The sequence below is a fragment of the Pseudarcicella hirudinis genome (assembly GCF_900115665.1).
In the GTDB taxonomy this organism is placed as follows: domain Bacteria; phylum Bacteroidota; class Bacteroidia; order Cytophagales; family Spirosomataceae; genus Pseudarcicella; species Pseudarcicella hirudinis.
Genome location: NZ_FOXH01000006.1, coordinates 166692 through 189846, shown reverse-complemented (window position 1 = coordinate 189846; position 23155 = coordinate 166692). Strand labels below are relative to the sequence as shown.

21 protein-coding genes are annotated in these 23155 nt (G+C 39.0%); 3 read left to right on the top strand and 18 right to left on the bottom strand.

Features of this window, described 5'->3' with window-relative positions:
* Positions 1 to 281 precede the first annotated feature (281 nt).
* The 9 genes from BM179_RS12600 to BM179_RS12560 form a co-directional block, all read right to left on the bottom strand.
* Entirely contained in the window at positions 282 to 467 is a 186-nt protein-coding gene (locus tag BM179_RS12600) for a hypothetical protein (RefSeq protein WP_092017335.1), read from the bottom strand.
* A 107-nt stretch (positions 468 to 574) separates the two neighbouring features.
* Positions 575 to 4153 carry an ABC transporter permease/M1 family aminopeptidase gene (locus BM179_RS12595; protein WP_177219381.1) on the bottom strand — a complete coding sequence of 1193 codons (3579 nt, stop codon included), beginning with the start codon at positions 4151 to 4153 and terminating at the stop codon, positions 575 to 577.
* Positions 4154 to 4190: 37 nt separating this feature from the next.
* The gene (locus BM179_RS12590) at positions 4191 to 5054 is read right to left on the bottom strand and encodes an ABC transporter ATP-binding protein (RefSeq protein WP_092017331.1); all 864 of its coding nucleotides are present in this window, start codon (positions 5052 to 5054) and stop codon (positions 4191 to 4193) included.
* Positions 5055 to 5093: 39 nt separating this feature from the next.
* Entirely contained in the window at positions 5094 to 7286 is a 2193-nt protein-coding gene (locus BM179_RS12585; protein WP_092017329.1) for a peptidase domain-containing ABC transporter, read from the bottom strand.
* Between the two features lie 28 nt (positions 7287 to 7314).
* Positions 7315 to 8505, bottom strand: a complete 1191-nt coding sequence (locus tag BM179_RS12580; RefSeq protein ID WP_092017326.1) for an HlyD family secretion protein — start codon at positions 8503 to 8505, stop codon at positions 7315 to 7317.
* A 320-nt stretch (positions 8506 to 8825) separates the two neighbouring features.
* On the bottom strand, positions 8826 to 9005 hold the full coding sequence (locus BM179_RS12575) for a hypothetical protein (RefSeq protein WP_092017324.1): 180 nt from the start codon (positions 9003 to 9005) through the stop codon (positions 8826 to 8828).
* Between the two features lie 176 nt (positions 9006 to 9181).
* Positions 9182 to 9361 (bottom strand): class I lanthipeptide, encoded by a 180-nt coding sequence (locus BM179_RS12570; RefSeq protein WP_092017322.1) that lies wholly within the window; start codon positions 9359 to 9361, stop codon positions 9182 to 9184.
* Positions 9362 to 9407: 46 nt separating this feature from the next.
* Entirely contained in the window at positions 9408 to 9704 is a 297-nt protein-coding gene (locus BM179_RS12565) for a hypothetical protein (RefSeq protein WP_143095217.1), read from the bottom strand.
* 221 nt (positions 9705 to 9925) lie between these two features.
* Positions 9926 to 10516 (bottom strand): hypothetical protein, encoded by a 591-nt coding sequence (locus BM179_RS12560; RefSeq protein ID WP_092017318.1) that lies wholly within the window; start codon positions 10514 to 10516, stop codon positions 9926 to 9928.
* A 181-nt stretch (positions 10517 to 10697) separates the two neighbouring features.
* On the opposite strand from BM179_RS12560, the gene BM179_RS12555 reads away from it, so the two are divergent.
* The 3 genes from BM179_RS12555 (at position 10698) to BM179_RS12545 (ending at position 15227) form a co-directional block, all read left to right on the top strand.
* The gene (locus BM179_RS12555) at positions 10698 to 11495 is read left to right on the top strand and encodes an ABC transporter substrate-binding protein (protein WP_092017316.1); all 798 of its coding nucleotides are present in this window, start codon (positions 10698 to 10700) and stop codon (positions 11493 to 11495) included.
* A gap of 132 nt (positions 11496 to 11627) precedes the next feature.
* Positions 11628 to 12896: a sensor histidine kinase gene (locus BM179_RS12550; RefSeq protein ID WP_092017314.1), complete on the top strand. Its 1269-nt coding sequence runs from the start codon at positions 11628 to 11630 to the stop codon at positions 12894 to 12896.
* Positions 12897 to 13052: 156 nt separating this feature from the next.
* The gene (locus BM179_RS12545) at positions 13053 to 15227 is read left to right on the top strand and encodes a TonB-dependent receptor (protein ID WP_310586948.1); all 2175 of its coding nucleotides are present in this window, start codon (positions 13053 to 13055) and stop codon (positions 15225 to 15227) included.
* 65 nt (positions 15228 to 15292) lie between these two features.
* Here BM179_RS12545 and BM179_RS12540 read toward each other — a convergent pair whose 3' ends face one another.
* The 9 genes from BM179_RS12540 to BM179_RS12500 form a co-directional block, all read right to left on the bottom strand.
* Complete coding sequence (locus BM179_RS12540) at positions 15293 to 16234, bottom strand: YeiH family protein (RefSeq protein WP_092017312.1); 942 nt, start codon at positions 16232 to 16234, stop codon at positions 15293 to 15295.
* An 87-nt stretch (positions 16235 to 16321) separates the two neighbouring features.
* A complete protein-coding gene (locus BM179_RS12535) occupies positions 16322 to 17206 on the bottom strand; it encodes a LysR family transcriptional regulator (RefSeq protein ID WP_092017310.1) in 885 nt (294 codons plus the stop codon).
* A 254-nt stretch (positions 17207 to 17460) separates the two neighbouring features.
* Positions 17461 to 17709 carry an acyl carrier protein gene (locus tag BM179_RS12530; RefSeq protein ID WP_092017308.1) on the bottom strand — a complete coding sequence of 83 codons (249 nt, stop codon included), beginning with the start codon at positions 17707 to 17709 and terminating at the stop codon, positions 17461 to 17463.
* 144 nt (positions 17710 to 17853) lie between these two features.
* Positions 17854 to 18819 carry a hypothetical protein gene (locus tag BM179_RS12525; protein WP_092017305.1) on the bottom strand — a complete coding sequence of 322 codons (966 nt, stop codon included), beginning with the start codon at positions 18817 to 18819 and terminating at the stop codon, positions 17854 to 17856.
* A 263-nt stretch (positions 18820 to 19082) separates the two neighbouring features.
* Complete coding sequence (locus tag BM179_RS12520) at positions 19083 to 19772, bottom strand: hypothetical protein (RefSeq protein WP_092017303.1); 690 nt, start codon at positions 19770 to 19772, stop codon at positions 19083 to 19085.
* A 62-nt stretch (positions 19773 to 19834) separates the two neighbouring features.
* On the bottom strand, positions 19835 to 20305 hold the full coding sequence (locus BM179_RS12515) for a hypothetical protein (RefSeq protein WP_092017301.1): 471 nt from the start codon (positions 20303 to 20305) through the stop codon (positions 19835 to 19837).
* 30 nt (positions 20306 to 20335) lie between these two features.
* On the bottom strand, positions 20336 to 21502 hold the full coding sequence (locus BM179_RS12510) for a hypothetical protein (RefSeq protein ID WP_092017300.1): 1167 nt from the start codon (positions 21500 to 21502) through the stop codon (positions 20336 to 20338).
* A complete protein-coding gene (locus BM179_RS12505; protein WP_092017298.1) occupies positions 21483 to 22037 on the bottom strand; it encodes an RNA polymerase sigma factor in 555 nt (184 codons plus the stop codon). The genes BM179_RS12510 and BM179_RS12505 overlap by 20 nt, the downstream gene beginning before the upstream one ends.
* Positions 22038 to 22139: 102 nt before the next feature.
* Entirely contained in the window at positions 22140 to 22994 is an 855-nt protein-coding gene (locus tag BM179_RS12500) for an SGNH/GDSL hydrolase family protein (RefSeq protein ID WP_092017296.1), read from the bottom strand.
* Positions 22995 to 23155: the final 161 nt, after the last annotated feature.

Here is a 23155-nt window from a genome sequence, read left to right as displayed (position 1 = left end):
GGATCTGAAAATACCCTGAAATTTTCATTTTTCTCCTGAATTCATACCCGGTTCTTTCTGTAATTTTAAAAGGATTTGCAGAGACTCTGAAGCCAGCCAGACTCCATTAATAGCCTCCTGAATTACAGCCCTTTTTATGAGAAAATGAACGTCAGGATTTCACTCCGAACCAGATTGTTTTTAGCATTTAAATCCCAAAGAGTCTCAGGACTTCCAGGCAATAAAAAAGCGCAGGATTCGAGTTCCTGCGCCGGGGCAATCATACATACGGCGGTATTCTATTATAGCCCTAATGCATTAAATACATCTCCTGCAAGATGCCAGTTAGAGCTATCTCCACGGAACGAGTCAATAACGTTACCAATGGTATGACAGGCATTACCTATCGCTCCGCCACCCTGGTTTTCAATCAGTTCTGCATTAGACAATTCAGTTAATTCTACATTGTTTTTCAATGAATTCTGCATGTTTTTAAAAGGTTTAAAGTTGAAAAAATAAATAAATCGGCATTCTTCTTTGGAACGAAGGTTCGTCACAAAGGAATATCTTGATAAATACAGCGAACCTTGAGAGGTTATTGCATTTTTTCTGTTAGCTTCAGGTTATCAATAGTGTGTCTGTCAATCAGAATGTTCAGAGGATCGATACCTGCTTTTAAAGGCTCCTCTTTTACAAAGATTTTCAGCGAGTTACTTCCGGTATTTACCCGGTGTCTGCGGTAATAAATCAGTTGATCTTTTCCGTCTTTTGCAGGTTTGCCATATAGCCCGACCCACACCCATTCCGATGCTTTCAGGGGTTTCTCATTCCCGACACTATCAGCTCTTATTTTACTGAAGGTTGCTTTTAAATCCACTTCAAAACCTCCCTTCCTTTGAATCACATTCGCTTCATCTACTTTGTTTTCATAAAGCGTAATGTTTTCAATAAAATCCGTTATCAGATATTGAAGCGTATCCGGTGTCACAGCCCTTAGCTCCCTGGTAAGATCGGCCGTGGTGGGATAAATTCCTGATTTATCAACCTTTAAATTATTCCACTTCTGTAGAAAATTCATCAGCGCAGAGTTTAGTTTCTTCTCACCTATATAATCCTGCAAAGCATAAAGCACATGCGATCCTTTGTTGTAATGAATATAAGATTGCCCTTCCACCAGGTCCAGAGGCATTTCTTTTTTATGTTCATTGGCCCTTCCGCTCAGATAATCATCCAGCTCATATTTTAGAAATTCCTGCATTTTTTCTTTAGGATAGTGCTTTCCCATTAACATTAAAGCGCTGTATTCTGCCAAAGATTCTGAGAGCATGGCAGCACCTCTGACATCCGCTCCGGTAACCTGATGCCCCCACCATTGATGCGCTATTTCATGTGCAGTAACAAAATAGGGCATATCAATATCTTTCTGATCATCAATTTTCATGACAAAGCCCATATTTTCTCCAAAAGGAATTGTATTGGCAAAAGACTGTGCAAAACCCAGATATCGTGGAAATTCCATAATACGCAGTTGCCGGTGCTGATAAGGCCCGAAAGCCTGCTGATAATAATCCAGTGCATCCTTCATAGCGTTCATCATACGTTCTATATTATACGTATGATCAGGATGATGATATATTTCCAGGCTTATACCTTTATAAACTTCTTTTTTAACCTCATACTTCCCCGAAACAATGGAGTAAAAATACTTTATCGGGGTATCCATTTTATAAGTAAAATACTTTCTCCCGTCTTTTTCCCGGGTTTTCTGTAAATAACCAGGCGCTAAAGCGGTCTGATCCGCTTCTGTTCCGATTGTCATTTCAAAGTTGATCAGATCGGCATCATCTGTCGTATAACTTCTCGATTTCCCGATTGGATTTTCCCGAACCATCATTCTTTCCTTAGGCTTCAATCCATATTTTTTACGATCATCGTCTGTACTGAGCTCATATTCTTCGTTATATCCCAAAGTCGGCAGATAATTCTGATCGAGGAACGTCCCGTTATAAACAACCCTCATATCTCCTTTATCATTCCGGAATCCTTTTGTATCATATTTCAGACTGAAACTAAACTTCAGGCTGTCATCCGGTAACAATGGCCGGGCTAAATGATAAATATAATAGTGAAAATCCTTCACGAAGCGGCTATCGAGTTTTGAAGCCTGACTTAGTTTCATATATTCAGGCGTCATATCATCTGAAGGAAAACACTGAATATGTATCTGATCTATAGGCTTTTTACTCTTATTCCTCAGGATAAAAAAACCTTCCGCACTAAACTGACGGCTTTTCGGATATAGTTCAACATTGAGTTTTACATTCGTAATTTTCGGTTGATTCAGTTTCTCAAAACCTTTCAGTTTTTTCTCGAAATTTGCCTGAGTTTCATTCTGCTGTTCACCGCTTTCATATTTATTCAGCACATTTGTATTGTAATAAATATAGAATCCGCTCGAAACAAATAAGATTAATGCCGCCAGGAAAAAAACAATAAAAGGTCTTGACAACTGGTCATTCCCTACCTTAATTCTCCGGCTTAATAATTCTTCCGAACCCCTTACTGCCAGTAGTGCTGCCAATCCGAACAGAATCAATGCAAATGACAGCCAGTAAAGGTTCAGCCAGCTGAAAGAAATCACAGAATGTCCGAATCCGTTCATTTCCGAATATTCTGTCAAAGACGCCGAGTCGAAGGTAAGAAGTTTATGATGAATCCCTATCAGTTCAAAAAGTGTAAGAATGATAAAAAATGCTATCATAATACCGTGTCCCGCAAATTTATTATTGACAATTGTATGGACAAAAAATCCAAGTAACATCCAAAGCATCAGACTCAATAATCCAAAGCCGAGTGACTTAATATATAAAATCCATTCAAACTGATAATTCCCCTGTACTGCCTGCAAAAAGACCCCTGTAAATATTACTGAGACATATAAGGAACAGAAAGCAAGAACCAGAGCAAAGTATTTCCCAAGAAGGCTTATTCCTGAAGATGAAGGTGTTGCATCTTTAATAAGGTTGATTCTCACATCTCTTTCTTTCCAGATAAGATCTCCGCAATAAATTACCATGATGATGTATGAAAAGAAACCTGTCAGAATCGCCGAAGCATTAATCATAACAGAAGTCCCGGGAATTATACTGGTTCCATACCAGCCTTTCACAGATGTGGCACTGTAAACAAACCATGCCAGCCCGCAAATACACAAGGCTCTGAACGGCAGGTCTTTTATTATAATTCTGAAATAGAAAAAGGTCATCGTCTGTAAACTCCTCAGTCCCGAGATCCGGTTAAAAACCGGATGCACCTCCGGTATTCCGTTATCTGCATATTCCTTATGCTTACCTGCGGTTCCTGTTTTCTTTTTCACAATAGGATTAAGAACCTGCGAAAGTTTGAAAGTATAATAGGTCAGTATCAAAATCCCAACTGAAACAGCGGTCCATAGCAGGCGGTTTTTCAGAAAATATCCGGAATAGGTTACATTTCCGGTATTTTGTTGAACAATCGACCAATACCGGGTTTCATAACTCATGGCTTTTATGCCAAGCGGATCCAGGAGTGCTGCCAGCTCTTTATTATCCAGTTGCCCAAACAAGGTATTCGATATCTGATACAGCAGAAAAAAGGCAATTCCCTGCACAAAAATCACCAGCATTTTTCGGCTTAATGCTCCTGATGCGAAAAATACTGAGGCTAAAATAAAGCCATTGGGAATTACTATTTTAAAATACGGTGACCAATACCGGAATATTGAAAACGCCTGCAAACGATCAGATTCTCTCCAGGGCATAAACTCTCCGATCATTAATCCCAGGGGAATACCTGTGAGAATCAGAATCAGGATGATGAATGAACCTGCAAATCTGCCAAAAAGGTAATCAAATTTAGAAATAGGTGTAGTAAAGAAAATGGCTTCTGTCCGGTGTTCAAAATCACGGATAACCGCTACACCCATGATAGCGGAAGTAATAAATATGCCTAATATATAACTCAGAATGGCTTCAAGCTTGAAAATAACCAGACTGGCATTTTCCTTAATTTGTCCGCCTGTTCCAAAATACTTAATCGCATCTGTTGTGACGAGTGTAAAGCCCACCAGCACTGCTGTGAGGAAATACAGATAAACGGCAGGGCGTTTTTTTCTGTATCGGAACTCAAATTTCATTATTTCAAACCACATAGCTAATCAGGAATTTAGGAAACTAAGCAAGAATTCTTGAAAAATAAACATCTTCCAAAGAAGCTTCAATATTGCTGAAACCGGAAGGCGGGGTATCTGCCAGTACATGAATGACCGGCTCTCCGGCAATCATTCTTTCTGAGATTACCCTGAATAATTTCCGGTAATCATCAAGTTCTTTTTTCCTTATTCTCTTTTTCCAGATTCTTCCGGAAAGTGTATCAATGGCAGTATCCGGACTCCCTTTATACATAACCGTTCCCCGGTTGATAATCGCCATATCCTGGCAAAGTTCCTTCACATCTTCTACAATATGCGTTGAAAGGATTACAATTGTATCTTCTCCCAATTCGCTCAGCAAGTTCAGAAAACGATTCCTTTCTGCCGGATCCAATCCTGCTGTCGGCTCATCAACGATAATTAGCTTCGGGTTTGCCAGTAATGCCTGAGCAATCCCGAAACGTTGTTTCATCCCTCCGGAATAACCGCTGATATTTTTGTTTCGTACCTCCCAAAGATTGGTTTTATGAAGAAGCGCTTCCACCACCTCTTTTCTTTCTTTTCTGTTGGCAATTCCTTTCAGTACTGCTAAATGATCCAGCATCAGTTCCGCATCGATTTTAGGATAAACCCCGAACTCCTGAGGCAAATAGCCCAGAACCTTTCTGATTTCCTCTTTTTGTTTTAACGCATCAATATTTCCGAGATAAATACTCCCTGAATCCGGTTCCTGCAAAGTAGCAATGGTTCGCATCAGAGATGATTTCCCTGCTCCGTTAGGTCCCAAAAGGCCAAATAGTCCTTTATTTATCGATAAGTTTATTCCGTTAAGAGCCTTTACGCCATTTGCGTAAGTCTTGGAAAGGTTTTCAATTACTAGCTGCATATTAGTCCGGGATTTTTCAAAAATTTCATACAATCAAACTCAGGCAGCCATTGAATAAGGCTGTGCTGTTTCTTCCATACCAAACTGTTGTCTCCACAGTTTGTTGTAGTTTCCTTCGGGATATCGGATCAGTTCTTCGTGGGTTCCTTCTTCAACCAATTTCCCGTCTTTTAATACTACAATTTTATCCGCATTACGAATCGTACTTAAACGATGTGCAATGATAATGATTGTTTTGTTTAACTGTCTTAAGGTCTGGATAGTTCTTTGTACATATTGCTCAGAAACGGAATCCAGGGAAGCGGTAGCTTCATCAAGGATCAGAATTTCCGGATTCCGGTACAAAGCTCTGGCAATAGCGATTCTTTGCTTTTGTCCCCCTGATAAATTCGCTCCGTTTTCTCCGACATAAGCGCCAAACCCTCCGGGAATTTTCTCAACAAATTCAGTAATTCCGAGCATCTGGCAAATTCCGACGATTCTTTTCATATCAGGATCATGCTCACCCAGGGCAATATTTTCGATAATACTTCCTGCAAAAAGATCTGTTTGCTGCGGCACTACACTCACAATTTTCCTCAGACTTTCATTTTGGATGTGCTTAATATCGAATGAACCAATATGTATTGTACCGGATTGTAACTTGTATAAATTCTGAAGCAGAGACATCAGTGTTGATTTTCCGGAACCACTCTCCCCTACTACAGCTGTTATTTTTCCTTTTGGTAAATCGAGGGTTAAATCACTAAAAACACTTACCCTAGAACCATATCTGAAAGAGACGTTTTTGAAATGGATATCATCTACCATATCTTTCTCAATTACGAATTTGTTTTCCACTTCTTCGCGCTCCAGATCCATGATTTCAAACAACCTGTCTGCTGCGATCAAGGCATCCTGAACGGTTTTATTCATAGAAATAAGGCTGCTTGCCGGACCCGTAAAATATCCGATTAAGGAATAAAAAGATAAAAGTTCTCCCGGAGTCAGTTCATTATCAATAACCAGGGCAGAACCTACCCACAACAAGATAATAGTCAGCAGCTTAGAAATGGCATCTGTAGCATTATTTGTGTACAGACCATTGATACTGGCAGTATAAATTGTTTTCAGTAAAGAAACAAATCTGGTTTCAGTTTTAAGATTGGCATAAGGTTCAACCCCGAAACGTTTGATCGTCGCAGCATTTGTCAGTGATTCAACCAGCTGGGTTTCCAGATCAGCAGAGTTCTCCATTAATTTCCGCTGTTGTTTTCGGTTAATCCGGTTGGCAATATAATAAACAATACCATACATCGGAATAACGGAAAGCATCATCAATGCCAGTTTCCAATAGTAGGTAAACATCAGTCCGAATGAGAAGATGATTACAAATAAATTCACTACCAGATTCAGCGCCACATCATTGATAAATATCCGGATTTTCACCGCATCGTTTACCCTTGAGATAATTTCCCCGACACGCATGGTATCGAAAAACTGCTGAGGTAATTTCATCAAATGCTTATAATAGCCTAAAATCAGCTGGGCATCAATCTTCTGACCGGTCTTAAGCGCAAATATGGTTTTCAGTGAACCTATAAAAAGCTGGAACAACAGCAATAATACCATGGTAACGCTTAACAGATTCAGCAGATTTTTATTTCCTTCTATCAAAACATGATCCGTAATTTTTTGGATATAGATTGACGTTGAAAGTCCGAGAATAGTATAAAGTGCCGCACCGAAAAGTGCCTGGACCATGATTGTTTTATGCGGGTTGATCAGAAACCAGAACCTTCTCAATACAGAAACTTTCTCGTCCCCTTTCTTAAACATCTGTTCGTCAGGCAGTAACAAAATCAATACGCCCGTCCACTCCTTTTTAAACTCCTCATGCGTTTTCTTATGGATACAGCCGTCTCCCGGATCCATTACCACAACATATTTGTCTGTTACATCATAAATTACCACAAAATGATGTAGTACTTCTTTGACAATAATATGGGCAATTGCCGGCTTCGGGATTTTTTCAAGACTTTCAAAGGTACCTCTGACTCCTTTTGCCTGATATCCGAGTTTTTCAGCCGCTTCTATCATTCCCAATACATTTGTCCCTTTTTTATCGGTACTGGCATATTGGCGAATCCTTGAAATCGGGAGGTTTAATCCATAGTGTACTGAAACTGAAGCCAGACAGGCTGCTCCGCAGTCAGTTATATCGTGTTGTTTTATTTTAATGCCTCGTTTCATTTGTTTTAAGGGTTTAGAAGGGAAATTTCTATTGAACGTATTTGGTATTGTCTGCTACTTCTGTAAGCTTGGGATTTACCCAATCATCAACTTTATCAAACAATAACTGATACAAGGTTCTTTCTGTCACGACGAACCTTGCCCGGATTGTCATACCTTTTTTAATTTTTCCGGAATACCCGCTTTTCAGTTTCAGTTCCTTTGTCTCAAGCAGGCATTTTACTTTAAAAATGGGTTGGTTGTTTATTACCACAAAATCATTCGCAACATCCGTGATAAGACCTTTTGCAAGCCCCCATTCGTTATAGTTAAAGGCATCAACCTGTAATTTCACATTCATTCCTTTCTTCAAAAATCCGATGTCATTTGGTTTTACATAACATTCAACAACCAGATTTGAATCAGGAGAAATAATACCCAGCAATTCTCCGGCCTGCAGATACGATCCGGCGTATTTTCCGGCAAGCTGTTGTACCGTTCCGGAAACAGGCGCTTTAATGGTATAAAGTTCTTTTTCCTGTAACAATTGGTTTTTCTGCGCCAATAGCTCCGGCAAAGCCATTTTATGACTGTTAAGGTCTCCCTGCCACTGAGCAAGCTGCCGCTCTATCGACGAATGGTATTCAGATACAAGGTGATTGAAAGCGTATTCTTTTTCATCAAATTCCCTCATTGCAATAACCTTCTGTTCGTATAACTTTCTGTCCACATCAAGCTCTTTCTTTATTTTTCTTTGCTGCTGGAGGTTTTCCATCAACTGGAATCTGAACTGATTATATTGCTGCCCGTACAGAGAAGAGGTTAAACCCTGAACTTTGAATACAGAGCCGGAATCAGACTTTGCCAGCAACTCAAGGTCATGTATCAGGTTTTGTTTTTCCAGTATCTGAAACTCACTCAGTCTGATCTTGCTATCCAGAATCTCCGTTTTGAGTTTATACATACTCTGGCCTTCTTTTACGGTTTGATTTTCTTTTACCTGAACCTCAGAAACCGTTCCTGATACAAGTGGTTTTATCTCATTTTTTTCGGCCATAGTCCGGATTACACCACCACTCTGTACAGAAATATCGACCTTAATAAATGGCAGGGCAATAAAAACCACTAAAAGGGCCAGCATAACAGAAATATAGATAAACTGGCTTTTTACTGTCACCTTTGGCAGATATGCTTCTGTAGTATTTTCTATAATTTCTGCCGGGAATAATTGATTTTGCATAGTCGGGAAATTTTACGTTCTGTCCTGATAAATTTTGCTTATTCAAACTTGCCTTTTTATGGCATATTTTTAAAAAAAAGTACACCAACAGGCCCTTCGTAGGTACAAAAATCATGAACCCGGTAAACCAAAAGCCTACCGGGTTCTCATTGTATATGGTGACAGAGATGCCGCAGAGGTATTTGTTCAGATGAAGTAAACAAAACCAAGAAGTGTATCTTCTTCTTCCTGAGTAAGTTCTGCCAGGGCAAGTTCTTCATCGCTAATGACTGTAGTTTCCAGTTGTGTGTTCATAAGTATCTTTGATTTAGCGGTTGAATCTATATCGTATCCGGTAAAGGCCAGGGCATCGGATCCGGAAGCGGAAATGGTTTCGGAAACGGGAATGGCGTTGGATAAGGAAGCGGGAACGGACGTGGAAGCGCTAATCCACCTTCAATACCGGACATTTCATTTCCTGACAATTCTGTCAGCATTTCCGGTTTAAAATAAATGTTCATCTTTTATATGGTTTAAAGGTTTGAAATTCAATATTATGCGCAGGGAAGCGGAAACATCTTCAGGTGTATGGAAGACATTGAAATGATTTTACAGGAATGGGTCCCAGGCTTCTTTGATAACTTGTGAAGAGAGGGGTTCTCTCTCCACAAGGCAATCACACGGCTTTCCATGATCTTTATTCTACGTCACGGATGACAGTCAGAACCGGACAAAAACAAGATTGAATAATTGTTTTTGTAATAATCGGATCAACAAGGGTATTTCTTCCTCCGTCAACATTGGTAACCTCATTGTTCGTAAGTTTTGAGATAGATTGTTTGTCCACCACAAGCTTTTGGTTTTTGTTCTTTTTCATGATAAGTTAAATTAGAGTTTAGATTTGTTTTGATTGTTTAAAATGGTCATTTTCTGGTTGTTATAACAATAGAGCTACTATCTTTCAACCCTTGTACAACCTGAGAATTATCATATTTCAAAGGCATAGAGATGACGTTTTCAAACGGCTTTCTGTCATCAGAAGGATCAACAATAACTGATTGACACGAATTGAAAAGGAGAACTATTCCCGTTAAAATCATAAAAAAAGCCTTTCTTTCCTGAGCAGGATGCCGATATACTGAGCCTGAAACTTTCTGTCCGGGGCTTTTTTCATTATCCGGGGCAATCTCTGCCGGGGTAAAAAAGGCTTGTTTTTTCATGATTTCAAAAGCGTATTTAATGATGTTGTTTAGAGGTTTCTGATTCAAATTTGCAGCAGAAGCGAAGCAAATGAAAAAAAAATACACCAACCAGCTTTTGATAAGTATGATCCTGCAAATTCAACCGATGTGCAGGCTATATTGAGAAGGGAAGATCCGGGAGAAAAACCGAATGGAAAAATGAACAATAACTAACTAATAATCAACAAATTAAATCTGGTTCAAAAAGAGCTTTTCCCGCTGTAAAACATATCAGGATGGCTTTTTACATAATTGTACATTTCAGCAACCCGGACTTCATTAAACGGTGGAACAGCATCTTCTAAATGTAACCTCCAGGGTAAGGTATCCAGGATGGCAAGAAAGGAAGGGTTATCAGCATAGTGCTTTCTCAGATTTCGTTTCGAAAGAAAGATCAAAGGTGATGCTGCATCCTTACTGAAATAATATAATGAAACCGTAGATTGATTGCTAACCTCCAGCTTATAAATGAAAATACCCTCTTTATTTATTACTTCGTATGCTTTTCCTTCAGAAAACCTCCAGTCTTTTCCATCCTTTCTGAAACCGTAGGCATTTTTCCCGTTTAGTATAAGAACACTATCCTGCACCACTTTTACCTTGTCATAAAAGGCAATCATTTTTCTGGCATTTGTATAACTAAGCACCTGATTTTCAAAATCTTTTGCATTGACATACACCCCATCCAAGGTAACCTGAGTTATAATCCTCTTCGAGGACTGCGCCATAAGCACGCCTGAAATTCCTGACAGAAAAAACAATAAAAGAAGGGAAAGAAGGTATTTATTCATATTGGTCTAATTTGGCGCAGTAAAGGTCTCAAACCAACATTAATCCAGTGTTACATAAATATTAAGGGAAAATTAATTTTGGCAGATTCTAATCCGCTCTTTCTTACACGCTTAAATAATTTCCTTTGCTCCGTTTCTGTTTCAATGACCCTATAAAACTCTTTTTAACTATTTTTGCGGCATGAAAATTTTTAAAGACCAGCTAAACCGGATCATCAGATTACCTGATCAAATGCCTCTCCGGATTGTTTCATTGGTTCCCTCTCAAACAGAACTTTTATTTGATTTAGGCCTTGATGAAGAAGTAAAAGGTATTACAAAATTTTGCATTCATCCTGAAAACTGGAGGAGAAGCAAACCTAAGGTTGGAGGTACTAAAAACGTAAATATTGAGACTGTTGCCGCACTTAACCCAACTTTAATTATTGCCAATAAAGAGGAAAACGTAAAGGAACAAATCGAGGCACTCGAACGAATCGCACCTGTCTGGGTAAGTGATATCAATACCCTTGAAGATGCCTGTGAAATGATTGAAATGGTTGGAGAAATTGTCCGGAAACCTGATAAAGCTATCTTACTTGCCCGGCAAATCAGAGAAAAGTTTTCCCTGATTCCTCAAAGAGAAGTAAAAATACCAGCTGCTTATTTCATTTGGAAGAATCCATACATGGCAGCCGGGAATAATACATTTATTGATGAAATGTTAAATCATTTCGGTTTTGAAAATATTTTTAATACTTTCGAACGCTATCCTGAAGTTACCCTCCAACAACTTGAGGCTTCTGCCTGCAGGCACGTTTTTCTTTCTTCTGAACCTTATCCGTTCAAACAATCTCATGCCGACGAATTACAATCCATTCTGCCTCAGATGCAGGTAAGTCTTGTGGACGGAGAAATGTTTTGCTGGTATGGGAGCAGACTTTTACCGGCGGCCGACTACCTTCTTAATTTATCTGAAAACCTTCATCATAAGAACTAACGGATTTGTATAGAATGCTCCTTTTAAATTTTATTCTGACAAAAAATCTCTTTTTTCCATAAAATCTCTTGAAATTACTACAGCTTTTCTACAGAATCTGTCACGAAATTGCGTACTTAAAGTACTGATTTTATGAAACTTTTCCGGAAAACTATTTTATATCTTTTTCTTGCTTCATTGCCCATTGCATTAATCGGCACAGGCGTACTCTATTGGCTGATTCATAAGGAAATAATCCATGAAATAGATGAGCTGATGCAAAGCGATCTGAAGAAAGTAGAAGAGAATCTTATGAAAACCAATCCGGAAAGCATACAGCTCACAGACTGGAATGAAAATCCGGGTATTACCATTGTTCCGGACAATATTTATATTCCTCAGACACTAAAAGATACGATTCAGGGAAAACCAGGAAAAAGACATAAAACTGTTCCCGTCAGGCAGCTGAAAGCTACTGTTAAAACCAATCACCATAATTATCTTGTCGTCATCAGACAACGATATGATGAATTTGAAGAAATGGCCCGAAAGCTTTCGGTAACAGTAGTAGTATGCTTTTTAATTTTAACAGGTATTCTTGTTCTCGTGGAATTATGGGTATCCAGACAATTATGGAAGCCTTTTCATGCAATCATCAGGCAGTTAAGCAATTACAGGATTGAGCAACAGGAATTGAAAGACCTGGAAGCCGGAAATACGGAAGAATTTAAATTACTGGCCCAAACACTTCAGCAAATGACCCAAAGCATAAGAAATCAATTCTTATTGCAAAAACAGTTTACTGAAAATGCCTCTCATGAAATTCAGACGCCGATTGCCATTATTTCAGCAGAATTAGAAAGCCTTCTGCAGGTTCAGAATCTTCCTGAAAAACAGCTTCTTCATATTCGGAAATCATCTGAAGCATTACGCAGGCTGACGCAGTTAAATAAATCTCTGCTCCTGCTTACCAAAATTGAAAACAACCAGTTTTCAGAACAGATCAATCTCAATATCAGCGAGTTGGTTGAAAACACTCTTTTGCTTTATGAGGATTTTTCGGAGCATAAAAACCTTCAGGTTATCCAGGAAATTTTGCCGGAGCAATTTCTGAAAATCAATCCTCATCTTGCCGAAATTCTCGTCGGCAATTTGTTAAAAAATGCTATCAGGTACAATCATCCCGGAGGAAAAGTAATTTGTCAGGTTGAAAACAACTCATTAAGAATCAAAAATACCGGAGAACCCCTCCCCTTCCCGGAAAAACTCCTGTTTTCAAGATTTGTCAAACATCCTAAATATAATGAATCAACCGGGCTTGGATTAGCGATTGTCAGGCAGATTTCAGAAACATATCACCTGAAACTCAGCTATGAATTTGATGCTGTTAACGCTGAACATATTTTTACCGTTTCCTGGTAAAATCAGCGTAATGGCAATTCCTTGTTCCTGATTTTTTCTGAAGAATTCTGTGGAAGATCTGATACTTCAGTTTTTCTCCAAATTTCAATAATAGTTTTACTAAAAAATGTAATTGCTCAAATGAAAAAAAGTAGTTTTTATTTAATTCTTCTTCTCTTGTCTTCGATAACTGTATGGGGACAAAATACCTCTTTACAAATAAAACTGGAAGATGCTCAGACGCATGAACCTTTAATCGGTGCAACGGTAAGAGTAAAAGGTAAAGGGTCAATCGGTGCTTCCGCAGATGCCAGCGGGATTGCTTTATTCAAAAGCCTTCCTTCCGGGAAACTGTCCTTTGAGGCTTCTTTTGTAGGATACGAGTCTCAGTCATTTGAGCTTGAATTACCGCTTCCTGATAGCAAACAGCCTTTTCTAGTAAGTATGGCCGCTTCGCATGAAGCATTGGAAGAAATTACAGTCTCTGCTTCCAGAACCAATTCCAGAATTGAGGATTTACCCATAAAAGTAGAAGTTTTAGGTCAGGAAGACATGGACGAAGAAAGCTCGGTTGTTCCGGGAAATGTGGCCAGTATTCTGGGGGATATTTCTATCATTCATATCCAGAAAACTTCTCCTACCAACGGGAATCAGGCCATAAGAATGCAGGGACTTGATTCTAAATACACCCAGATACTCAGAGACGGGATCCCCCTTTTCGAAGGTTTTTCGGGTAATTTAGGGGTTTTACAGATTCCACCTTTGGATTTAAAGCAGGTTGAAGTAGTAAAAGGTTCAGTTTCTACTCTATACGGCGGCGGAGCAATCGGCGGGATGATTAATATTGTTTCTAAAACGCCTACTTCCACAACTCCGGAGTTTACAGGTGTCCTGAACAGAAGTAACCTGAAAGAAACCAACCTTAATGCTTATTATGCTCAGAAATATGGAAAAACCGGTTTGACATTATTTGCAGGATGGACGAATCAACAGGCTGTTGACGTAAATTCAGATGGTTTTTCGGATAGTCCCTTGATTAAGCAGTTTTCGTTTCACCCACGTTTTTTTTATGATATTTCGGAAAACAACCATGTGAATGTTGGCTATTCATTTATTACAGAAAAACGAGCCGGAGGCTGGGTGAATGATGTAAACAATGAAGTTGTGAGCGGGCCGAACTTTGTAAGTGCTACTGATTTTCAAAGACATACGGTTGATTATAATTTCAAACACGGTTTCAGAAAAGGACATGACCTTACAGTAAAAGGAGCTGTGAGTTATTTTGACAGAAATTTCACGGAAGGTTCTAAATTTTTTAAAGGAAATCAAACTTCTTCTTACACAGAAATTTCAGATTATCTGGAAATAGGAAATCATAAGCTTGTTTTTGGAGGGAATTATACACTTGAAGATTTCCGCAAACCAAATACAGACAGCACTTTGCTGAACAGCTATAATTATAATACATTAGGCTTTTTTGCTCAGGATGACTGGCAGTTTACGCCAAAGGTTTCATTGCAGACAGGTTTACGGGTTGATCATCATAATGTTTTCGGGACTTTTGTTTTACCAAGAATTTCCCTGATGACTAAACCAAGCCAGCAATGGACGATCAGATGGAGTGTCGGAACTGGTTATAAAAATCCAAACGTCTTCGCAAATCAAACACCGGCCAATAAAGAAACAAGTGTCAGCTACTGGAATTTACTTCCTTTAAGTGCAGATATCAAACCAGAACATTCTGTCGGCAGTAACATTGATGTGGCTTATTCTGTAACAATTGCTGAAAAACTTAATATTCAGATCGATCAGGCGTTTTATTACACCAATATTACCGATCCTGTAATAGCTCAGGCCACTCCGGGTGCCTCTGTCCCGAGAACCTATCTGAGCAATGCAGCTTATGATATCAGGTCTTATGGTACAGACACCTATCTGAGAATGACTTATGAAGAATATGAGTTTTACTTAGGCTATAACCATACCATTGCCAAACGTGCAGGAACCGGAGAAACGGCTTACCTGCCATTCAGTCCGCAGGATAAGTTTTCACTTACATTGGCATACACGATTGAAGGGAAATGGAGATTTGGTGTGGAAAGCAGTTTCGTAGGAAATCAGTATTTGTATGACAATCAAAAAGTAAACAATTATTCTTTTTGGGCCGTAGCTGTAGAGCGTAAGTTCGGAGAACATTTAAGTCTGGTACTGAATGCCGAAAACGTTCTGAACGTAAAACAGTCTGATTATGAAAAGGTTGTTTCCGGAACGAATGCCAATCCGGTGTTTAATCCAATCTGGGCTCCGCAGGAAGGTGCTATTGTAAACCTTGCCCTGAAATTTAAGTTATAAGAAATCATTGCATTGAAAATCCATGAATTACACCTGGATGTAATTCATGGATTTTCTCATTTCTGTCAGAAAAGAATTACCAGCAGAGAAATCAGACTAATAAATATCCAAAGCAAAGCTCCCTGCAAAAATGGCCTCGCTCCCACTGATTTAATTGTTCCAAAATTCAATCCTGTACCTATCAAAAACAAAGTGACAGCCAGGCCTTGTCTGGCAAAATGTACCAAATGCTGGAAAATCCTGCCAAAATCATGTAAATAAGTATTCAATAGCATCGCTGCCAGAAAAAACAGAATGAACCAGGGTATCTGAATTTTACTGCCGTCTCCTTTATAAAATATAGTACTGAGCAATGAAAGCGGGATGATCCATAACGCTCTTTCAAGTTTCACCGTCGTTGCAATCTGTAAAGCTTCCTGTCCGAATTTTGAAGCAGCCCCGACAACAGAACTGGTATCATGAATAGCCATCGCGCACCACAAGCCAAATTCATGCTGGTTCAGGTGTAAAAAATGTCCGATCATCGGGAAAAGGAATAAAGCAACAGCATTCAGAATAAAAATCACACCTAAAGCTGTGCTGATCTGCTTATCTCCCACTTTTATCAGCGGTGAAATCGCCGCGATAGCACTTCCGCCACAAATAGCCGTTCCACAGGCAATGAGAAAAGAAAGTTTATTTTCGACCTTTAGTCTTTTTCCCAGAAAAATACCGATTGCCAAAGTCATGAAAATTGAAAATACTGTAAAACCTAAACCTTCCGCCCCTACTTTCATGGCCTGATGCAGATTCATTCCAAAACCCAGATCAACTACAGAGATTTTTAATAAGAATTGTGTCCATTTATGATTCAATGCGGCAAAGGGATTTCCTGAGGTCTGGGCAATTATGAACCCCAGTAAAAGCGCAAGAGAGGGATCTGTGAAAGGAAAAAGGCATATGATTAAGGCAATGATAAAAATCAAATGCCTGAAATTGAAAATAGTTAGCTGATGAGTTGTTTCCATTGTGTCTATTAAATTAATGACACAAAGATTGATTCCAAAAAGAGGATTAAAAAATGAAAAAATGTATTGTTCAATAACCAGAGGTTATCATTTAAAAGCAGCAAACTTCATAAAAAGTTCAGCTAAAGGAGAAGGCTGCCCCTGTCTGTAGACAAAAGAAAAGTTTCTTTTGATCTCCAGCCCGTCTATGTCAACCACCGTAAGTCGGTCATTTGTCAGCTCCTGCTGTACACTGTAAATTGACAGAAAGGCAAAGGCATTTGAATGAAGCAGGTAATTTTTAATGCTTTCAGTACTTCCCAATTGCATCTGGATCTCTAAATTACTCATTTTTATTCCTTTTTTCGCTAAATTACTTTCAATCATTTCCGTAGTTCCGGAGCCTTCTTCTCTGATAAGCAGTGGTATTTTTGTCAGTTCTTTCAGGGAAATTGTTTCTTTCCGGGAATTTTTGTTTTTCACATTACCAACCAACACAATCTCATCATTCAGAAAAGGAATATATTTTAAGTCAGAATTACTGGTATTCCCTTCCACAAGTCCCAACTCTATTTTCTTGTCGGTCAGCAGCTGCTCTATTTCAAGTGAATTGGCATTGGTAAGTTCGACTGTTATGTCGGGAAAGCGTTTGTGAAATTTTGCCAGATATGCCGGAATAATGTACTGCGCAATGGTTGTACTGGCACCTATATGAAGCAGACCCTGCGTTTTATTCTGAAGCAGGTTCAGGTCAAAGTCCAGCTTTTGGTATTGTTCAAAAATAAGATGGGTATGCTGCAACAAAATTTCCCCCGCTTTCGTGAGGGAAATTCTTTTATAAGTTCGATCAAACAAAGTAAGGTTATAAGTTTTTTCCAGCTCTTTGATGTGCTTTGTTACGGCAGGCTGGGTAATATTCAACACTTCGGCAGCTTTATTGAAATTTAAGGTCTGGGCAACCGTATAAAATACTTTGAGTCTGAAATCGGGCATAAGAAAATAGCATTATATCTGTTGACAACTTGAACAAAGGTAGTATTTTCTCAGCTATTCTGCCGTAGCCGGTATATTTAACTAAACCATAATACGGGTTTTTAATCAAACTCTTGCTAATGCGATTCTTCACTCGCATTCAGATTTGATTAGGGTTTAGGTTTTATGCAGGAGCTGCCCGTATAGGGTGGCTCATTGCATCTTCGTATAAACTTCTAATCAACGGTTACACCATTATGTATATACGCTTAATATCAGAAAGCTTCGCCGGTTTTAGAAAACATTAAACTCAAATCCAGAACTCTTTTACATTTTATCAAATCAGCGTCATTGATTTCTATTCCATAACGTTGTTCCAAAACATAAATAACTTCCAGAAATTCAATATGGTTTAATTTTAAATCCTCCTGCAAACGGGATTGCGAATTAAGGATGAATGGGTTTACATAAAAGGTTTTTGATAAAAATCCTTCTATTTCCTGGGTAATCAAGGAAGTATTCATCAATTGTATTTTTTGTTAAATGCAATTATCCGGATGATAATATAATACCGTCAGGTTCGAAAACCTGACGGTGAAGACTCATCAAACATCTCTGAGCAGACTATTTTTCACTGAATCTTCAATCTTTTAAATATTCCTTCGGGCTTACTTTCCTTTTTTATGACCAGGGCCACCAGCACCCGGGCCACCAGCACCCGGACCACCTGCGCCTGGCTTCGGACCACCGGTCGGAGCGGCTAATTCTTTCACAAATGCCCAGTTTGAATCAAATAAAAGCGCTTTTCTACTCGTTCCGTTCTCTATCAGAACTGAGTACGTTACTACGCCGTCTTTATCCGTTTCCTGAATTGCCTTGACGATTTTATATCCGGCATAGTTACTGCTTACATAAGCATTTGCTGATGCAGGAATAGCGCTCAGGGCAACTTCTACAATTTTAATTGCTGGTGTCGGGCGAGGCTCTCCTTTTACAACCAGTGTTTCTGCCTTGACGAAAGTCCAGTTTGAATCAAATATTACGAGTTTTGCGGCTGTTGAATCGCCGACAATTACGCCATATTCAATTGTTTTATTCACTGAATCACTGTATGCTCTGAGAATTTTCAGCGTAGGGTAATTGGTACTGAGGTAAGTAGTTGCACTTGCAGGAATGCTTGATATGGCAATTTCCTTAACACGGCCTTTTCCTTCAGGACCTTCATGTTTTTTCAGAACGATACTTACTTTTGAAAGGAACTTCCAGTTTGAATCAAAAAGTAATGCTACTCTGGCTGTGTCTTTCGCAATCTCTACTACATAAGCAGCTGAGGTTGTTGTAGTTGTCCCTGATTTGCTGTGAACTTTCCATGAGCCTTTAATAGTATAACCCGGATAATTACTTGTAATATAGGCCTTTCCTTCGGCAGAAACCGCAACTGTATCTGCTTTCAAATGGCCATATCCGTGCCATCCTGTACTATCTTTTTTGGTGGTATCATTTACAGTCCTCAAACTGGAGGCTGTCGGAGTAACACCAGCCTGAAGATTGTCTTTTGTACAGCTACTCAGAGCAATCATACTGGCAATAAAAAGGCAAAAAAGGGCCGTTCCTGTTTTCATTCTTTCTTTCATTGTTTTAGATTTTTGATTGATAAATATTACGCTCAGGCAAATCATCGTTCATTACTGATCCAATCCGAAAGTAAGGGCTGATACTTCATCATAGAATTGCGTCAGATTTCAGATATGTTGAGCGTAAAAGTTTTACAAATAGCTGTTCATTTTAATTTTTACAAAAGAATATCCGGAAGCCGGAACCTCCGGAATATTCTCCAAATCACATATCACATTAATAAATAGTCAGGTATTTAACTTTATTTTGGTTTAGGGAATATTTATCTTAAAGCCCGGTTTTTATAGCCCCCGATCTGATAGGCAATACCGAGTCTGGCATTCATTCCTCCTTCTCTGTTTCCTCTTTCTGCCACTGGTAACTGATATCCGCCTTCTCCGGTTACTACAACATTTCTGGCAAGCGCAACATTTACACCCATTCTGAAGACAGCGAAATTCTGAAAATTATCAGCTCTCTCTCTGAAGGTATAGCTATTAAATCTGTTTCCGGGAAATCCTTGCGGAAAACTATTTCTGTAAAGTGGCTGGTTATCAAGTGTTCTTCCCAGACCTATCCCCCAACCTGCTCCCAGATAGGGCTGCCATTGTCTGCTTCGGAAAGGTTTCCAGTTTAATGCAACAGCGGTTTGAAACGGAGAAAAAGTATTCCCGTCGGCACCATTATATTGTGCATCCAGTGTACCGGAAAAATGTCTTAAAAAGCCCCATTCTGCTCTCAAACCTGCACTTGGCCCTACATTATTTCCCCGTCCTCCTTCGAAAGGAATAAGGATTCCCGTTGTCAGACCAATTCTTACATATTGATTAAACCGGTACTTTGGTCTGTATTCAATCCGATACCTTGGAACCATCTCATAATCTCTGTAATCTCTGACCTGCGCATTGACCTCCGAAACAGATAAAACTGTCATCAGAAGTGTTAATCCTGCAAAAATTCTCAAACTCTTCATCCTGTAAGTTTTAATTAACAATGATTGTTTAAAGTGGTTATTACCCATTTCATTCAAGTTTCCTAGTTTTTAGCATAAACCATCTGAAACTTCGCTGTAACATTTTCAGAAGCCTGGGTGTTTGGATTTACCAGCGTAATTGTACTACTTGTAGGAACACTTTGCAGTTGTTTTTTAGAGTCATCATACTGAAAACTATCCATACTTGAATCGCTGTATTTAACCGACAATGTGGTCCCGGTATAATCCCAGGTTCCACTCAGATCTGTAATAACACCTCCCTGAGTAACCTTTTCGGTAAAAGTTTTATCGCTTTTTAAAGTCAGTACGGCCTGAAAAGCAAAAAACTGCAAGGGGTCAAGATTCTGGCTATTCAGCTGATCATATGGAGACGGTAATTCCGTCAGAATAATCCTGTCTAAAGTCCATGCCCCCACTACCGGCAAAGGCTGAACATCATCGCTTTTCTTACAGGAGCCTGCCACAAATAAAAGGGCAAAGAAAACCCATAAACAGTATGCTGTTTTTTTCATAATAAAAGTAAGTAGTTAATAAATCATTTTTCAAAAACGATAGCTCAATCCTCCTTTTCCTCCAATTAAAGCCGGGGTTTGAATGAAATTTGTAAATTGAGTCTGATAGTAGAGTTCTAATCCCATAGAAAAATGATTTGAAAATTGGTAATTAAATCCAAGGTTTGTCCCGAAAATATTAGTGATTGCTGGCAGAGAACTATCAAATGTTTTAGAAATGTTTTCTACATGCCAATCTCTAACATCTTCAAACTGATAATCAATTACATACTTGCTCGGAAGCTGCATAGCCCAGCTTAATCCGAAATAGGGTCGGAATTTTTCACTGAAAAGCAGATTGTATCGTATTCCCGCACCTAACTGATATGATGAAAACTCTTTGATCTGTGCCTGCCGCAGTCGTGGTGGAAAATTAGGCGGATTCACATGCGGAATACCTACCCGTTCTGCGTCTCCGGGACCACTCTGGAAAGTAAGTGCATTCTTCTGAAAATCAAGCACTAAGCCCCATCGCTCCATTCCTTTTCTGTTATTATACCCCAGCACAGTACGAAATCCGAGAACAGAACCATCTCCTGATTTAAAAATACTGCCGCTCGGTTGATTATATCCCGCCAGTAAACCAATAGTAACCGACTTCGGAATTAAGGAAAATTTTGACTGCTCTATCACAGAGTCTTCAGTCGCTGAATCCATCTTTGGCGGAGAAATCGCATATTTATACTGCCCGTTTGAAGCATTCAATAAAATATTCCTTACATCCAGTTTGTTCAGATCAAGGAATTTGTTCCTTTCAACTATTACCTGTTCTTCTGCCGGTTTCTGATAATAGACATTTTCGGGAACAGTAATATATTTTGTTCTTTTTTTGACGACATTCTGATAAACTGTATCATATACAAACACCTTTTGTCTGATACTATCCCTCATTACTATGCCGGCTGTTCCGGTGGTATGCGAGGTAACCAGTTTACTTTCAAGATCCTTTACTTGTTTTTGGGTTTGGGTTAACTGATGATATAATACGGCAGAAAGGCCTAAAAGTACAGCCCCGACCATAGGCAAAGCCCACATGAGCCTTACAAGCTTCCTTTGAAGGTCGTGCCGGTCCAGCCTTCCCTCCAGATCTCTCCAGTCATGACCAGTGAAATCGGGAAGTTTCGATCCAAATAAGTTATCAAAGTCTTGCTCTTTCATACGTGTCTTTGTCCTCAATGAGTTCCTGAAGTTTTTTACGGGCTTTAGCCAGATTCGATAATGAAGTACCTACAGAAATTCCGAGCATCTCGGCAATCTCCTTATGCTCGTAGCCTTCTATAACGTAAAGGTTAAAGACCGTCCTGTATGCCGGAGACAATTGCTGAATAAGTTTAGCAATCTCTTCTACTGAAAATTGACCAAAGAAGTCCAGATCCATTTCAACATGGTGCGCCTCCTGCAAGTCAGTAGTCGGGACATTCTGATGTGCTTTACGTAAATGATTGATACAAGTGTTTACTAATATGCGTTTGAACCAGTTAACAAATGGCAGATCGTCTTTATATTGATTGAAATTTAAAAAAACTTTCATAAAGCCATCGTTTAAAAGTTCACGGGCTACTTCAAGATCAGCAACATATCGCATGCACACAGACAGTCCATATCGGTAAAAACCTTCATACAGCTCTCGTTGGGCATTCCTGTCGTTTTTGCGACACCTTTTCAGGGTATGTACTAACTGCTCTGTTCCCATGTGACTAAGATTACAACAAAAATCTCCTTCGTATTGCCTGAGCAATAATTTTTTCTGATTTTTTTTTACTCCTATTCCATTTTTCTCCTGAATATTCCAATTTTAGTTCTGATTTTCCATAAAATATCTGAAAATCTTCCTGACATTCAACAAGTTAGTATTTTCAGTTTCATAAAAATCAAAATTCTCCATAATCTCTTTAAATATTGCCCGATGACCTCTGGCATTCAGGTGACAGCCATCTTCCAGAAAACAGTTCTCCTTATTACCCGAAATGATTTCAAAGGAGTCTATTACATTAAAACCTCGTTTGAGACCTTCTTCCAGAAAAATCTTCTGCCCCTCTTTTCTGAGAAAATTACTCGTTCTCTCCCGGATCGGAAAAGGAGTCAGTAGCAAAACCTTATCTCTCACCTGATACAGGGAATCCAGAATAAGAGTCAGGTTAATTCGTACAAACTGTATCCGGGGCAATTCCATAAAAAGATTCAGGGTTTTCAATATGCTGAACTTCAATAGGTCAATGGATTTACCCCTCATCTTCTTTAGTCCGGAAGTAAATCGATTTTCTCTTTTACTGCTTACCTGGTCAAAACCCTGTGTCAGAAACTGAGTCAAATCTGTCGGTTTATTCTGCAATTCTATCTCCTGATCATAAGTACCATAAACCCGTTGGTTAAAATCTCTGTTTTTACTGGCTATTAAACTTTTAAAACTATCTGCCTGCAGAAGCTCAAAATGTCCCAGTTGCAGAAGGATCAGATCATAATTACGAGTCTTCTCTTTTAATTCATTGAGCAGCAGTACAGTTTTTGCCATTTTAAATGGTGTATAATAATCAACCTTTACCATTCCGTACTCTTTCTCCAGGCGATTCACAATTCTTTGGACAAAGCCTTGCCCCGCTGCTATTCCATAACCATAGGAATGGCAGCCTCCAATAACCAGAATTTTCATTAGCAATTGATTAAATATCAGGGTGTTCTGATTCCGCTGAACAATTAAATTAGTTAATAGTAGAAATTTGATTCATAGACAAGAAGATATTCAAAAAGTTTAAATGGACAATTAATTATTAAGTGGTATTGCTTTGTAATATAGAATACACCATTGAAGCC

Coding starts and splice junctions, on each gene's coding strand:
- BM179_RS12600 (WP_092017335.1), bottom strand. CDS start 467: ATGCAGAATTCATTGAAAAACAATGTAGAATTAACTGAATTGTCTAAT.
- BM179_RS12595 (WP_177219381.1), bottom strand. CDS start 4,153: ATGAAATTTGAGTTCCGATACAGAAAAAAACGCCCTGCCGTTTATCTG.
- BM179_RS12590 (WP_092017331.1), bottom strand. CDS start 5,054: ATGCAGCTAGTAATTGAAAACCTTTCCAAGACTTACGCAAATGGCGTA.
- BM179_RS12585 (WP_092017329.1), bottom strand. CDS start 7,286: ATGAAACGAGGCATTAAAATAAAACAACACGATATAACTGACTGCGGA.
- BM179_RS12580 (WP_092017326.1), bottom strand. CDS start 8,505: ATGCAAAATCAATTATTCCCGGCAGAAATTATAGAAAATACTACAGAA.
- BM179_RS12575 (WP_092017324.1), bottom strand. CDS start 9,005: ATGAACATTTATTTTAAACCGGAAATGCTGACAGAATTGTCAGGAAAT.
- BM179_RS12570 (WP_092017322.1), bottom strand. CDS start 9,361: ATGAAAAAGAACAAAAACCAAAAGCTTGTGGTGGACAAACAATCTATC.
- BM179_RS12565 (WP_143095217.1), bottom strand. CDS start 9,704: ATGAAAAAACAAGCCTTTTTTACCCCGGCAGAGATTGCCCCGGATAAT.
- BM179_RS12560 (WP_092017318.1), bottom strand. CDS start 10,516: ATGAATAAATACCTTCTTTCCCTTCTTTTATTGTTTTTTCTGTCAGGA.
- BM179_RS12555 (WP_092017316.1), top strand. CDS start 10,698: ATGAAAATTTTTAAAGACCAGCTAAACCGGATCATCAGATTACCTGAT.
- BM179_RS12550 (WP_092017314.1), top strand. CDS start 11,628: ATGAAACTTTTCCGGAAAACTATTTTATATCTTTTTCTTGCTTCATTG.
- BM179_RS12540 (WP_092017312.1), bottom strand. CDS start 16,234: ATGGAAACAACTCATCAGCTAACTATTTTCAATTTCAGGCATTTGATT.
- BM179_RS12535 (WP_092017310.1), bottom strand. CDS start 17,206: ATGCCCGATTTCAGACTCAAAGTATTTTATACGGTTGCCCAGACCTTA.
- BM179_RS12530 (WP_092017308.1), bottom strand. CDS start 17,709: ATGAATACTTCCTTGATTACCCAGGAAATAGAAGGATTTTTATCAAAA.
- BM179_RS12525 (WP_092017305.1), bottom strand. CDS start 18,819: ATGAAAGAAAGAATGAAAACAGGAACGGCCCTTTTTTGCCTTTTTATT.
- BM179_RS12520 (WP_092017303.1), bottom strand. CDS start 19,772: ATGAAGAGTTTGAGAATTTTTGCAGGATTAACACTTCTGATGACAGTT.
- BM179_RS12515 (WP_092017301.1), bottom strand. CDS start 20,305: ATGAAAAAAACAGCATACTGTTTATGGGTTTTCTTTGCCCTTTTATTT.
- BM179_RS12510 (WP_092017300.1), bottom strand. CDS start 21,502: ATGAAAGAGCAAGACTTTGATAACTTATTTGGATCGAAACTTCCCGAT.
- BM179_RS12505 (WP_092017298.1), bottom strand. CDS start 22,037: ATGGGAACAGAGCAGTTAGTACATACCCTGAAAAGGTGTCGCAAAAAC.
- BM179_RS12500 (WP_092017296.1), bottom strand. CDS start 22,994: ATGAAAATTCTGGTTATTGGAGGCTGCCATTCCTATGGTTATGGAATA.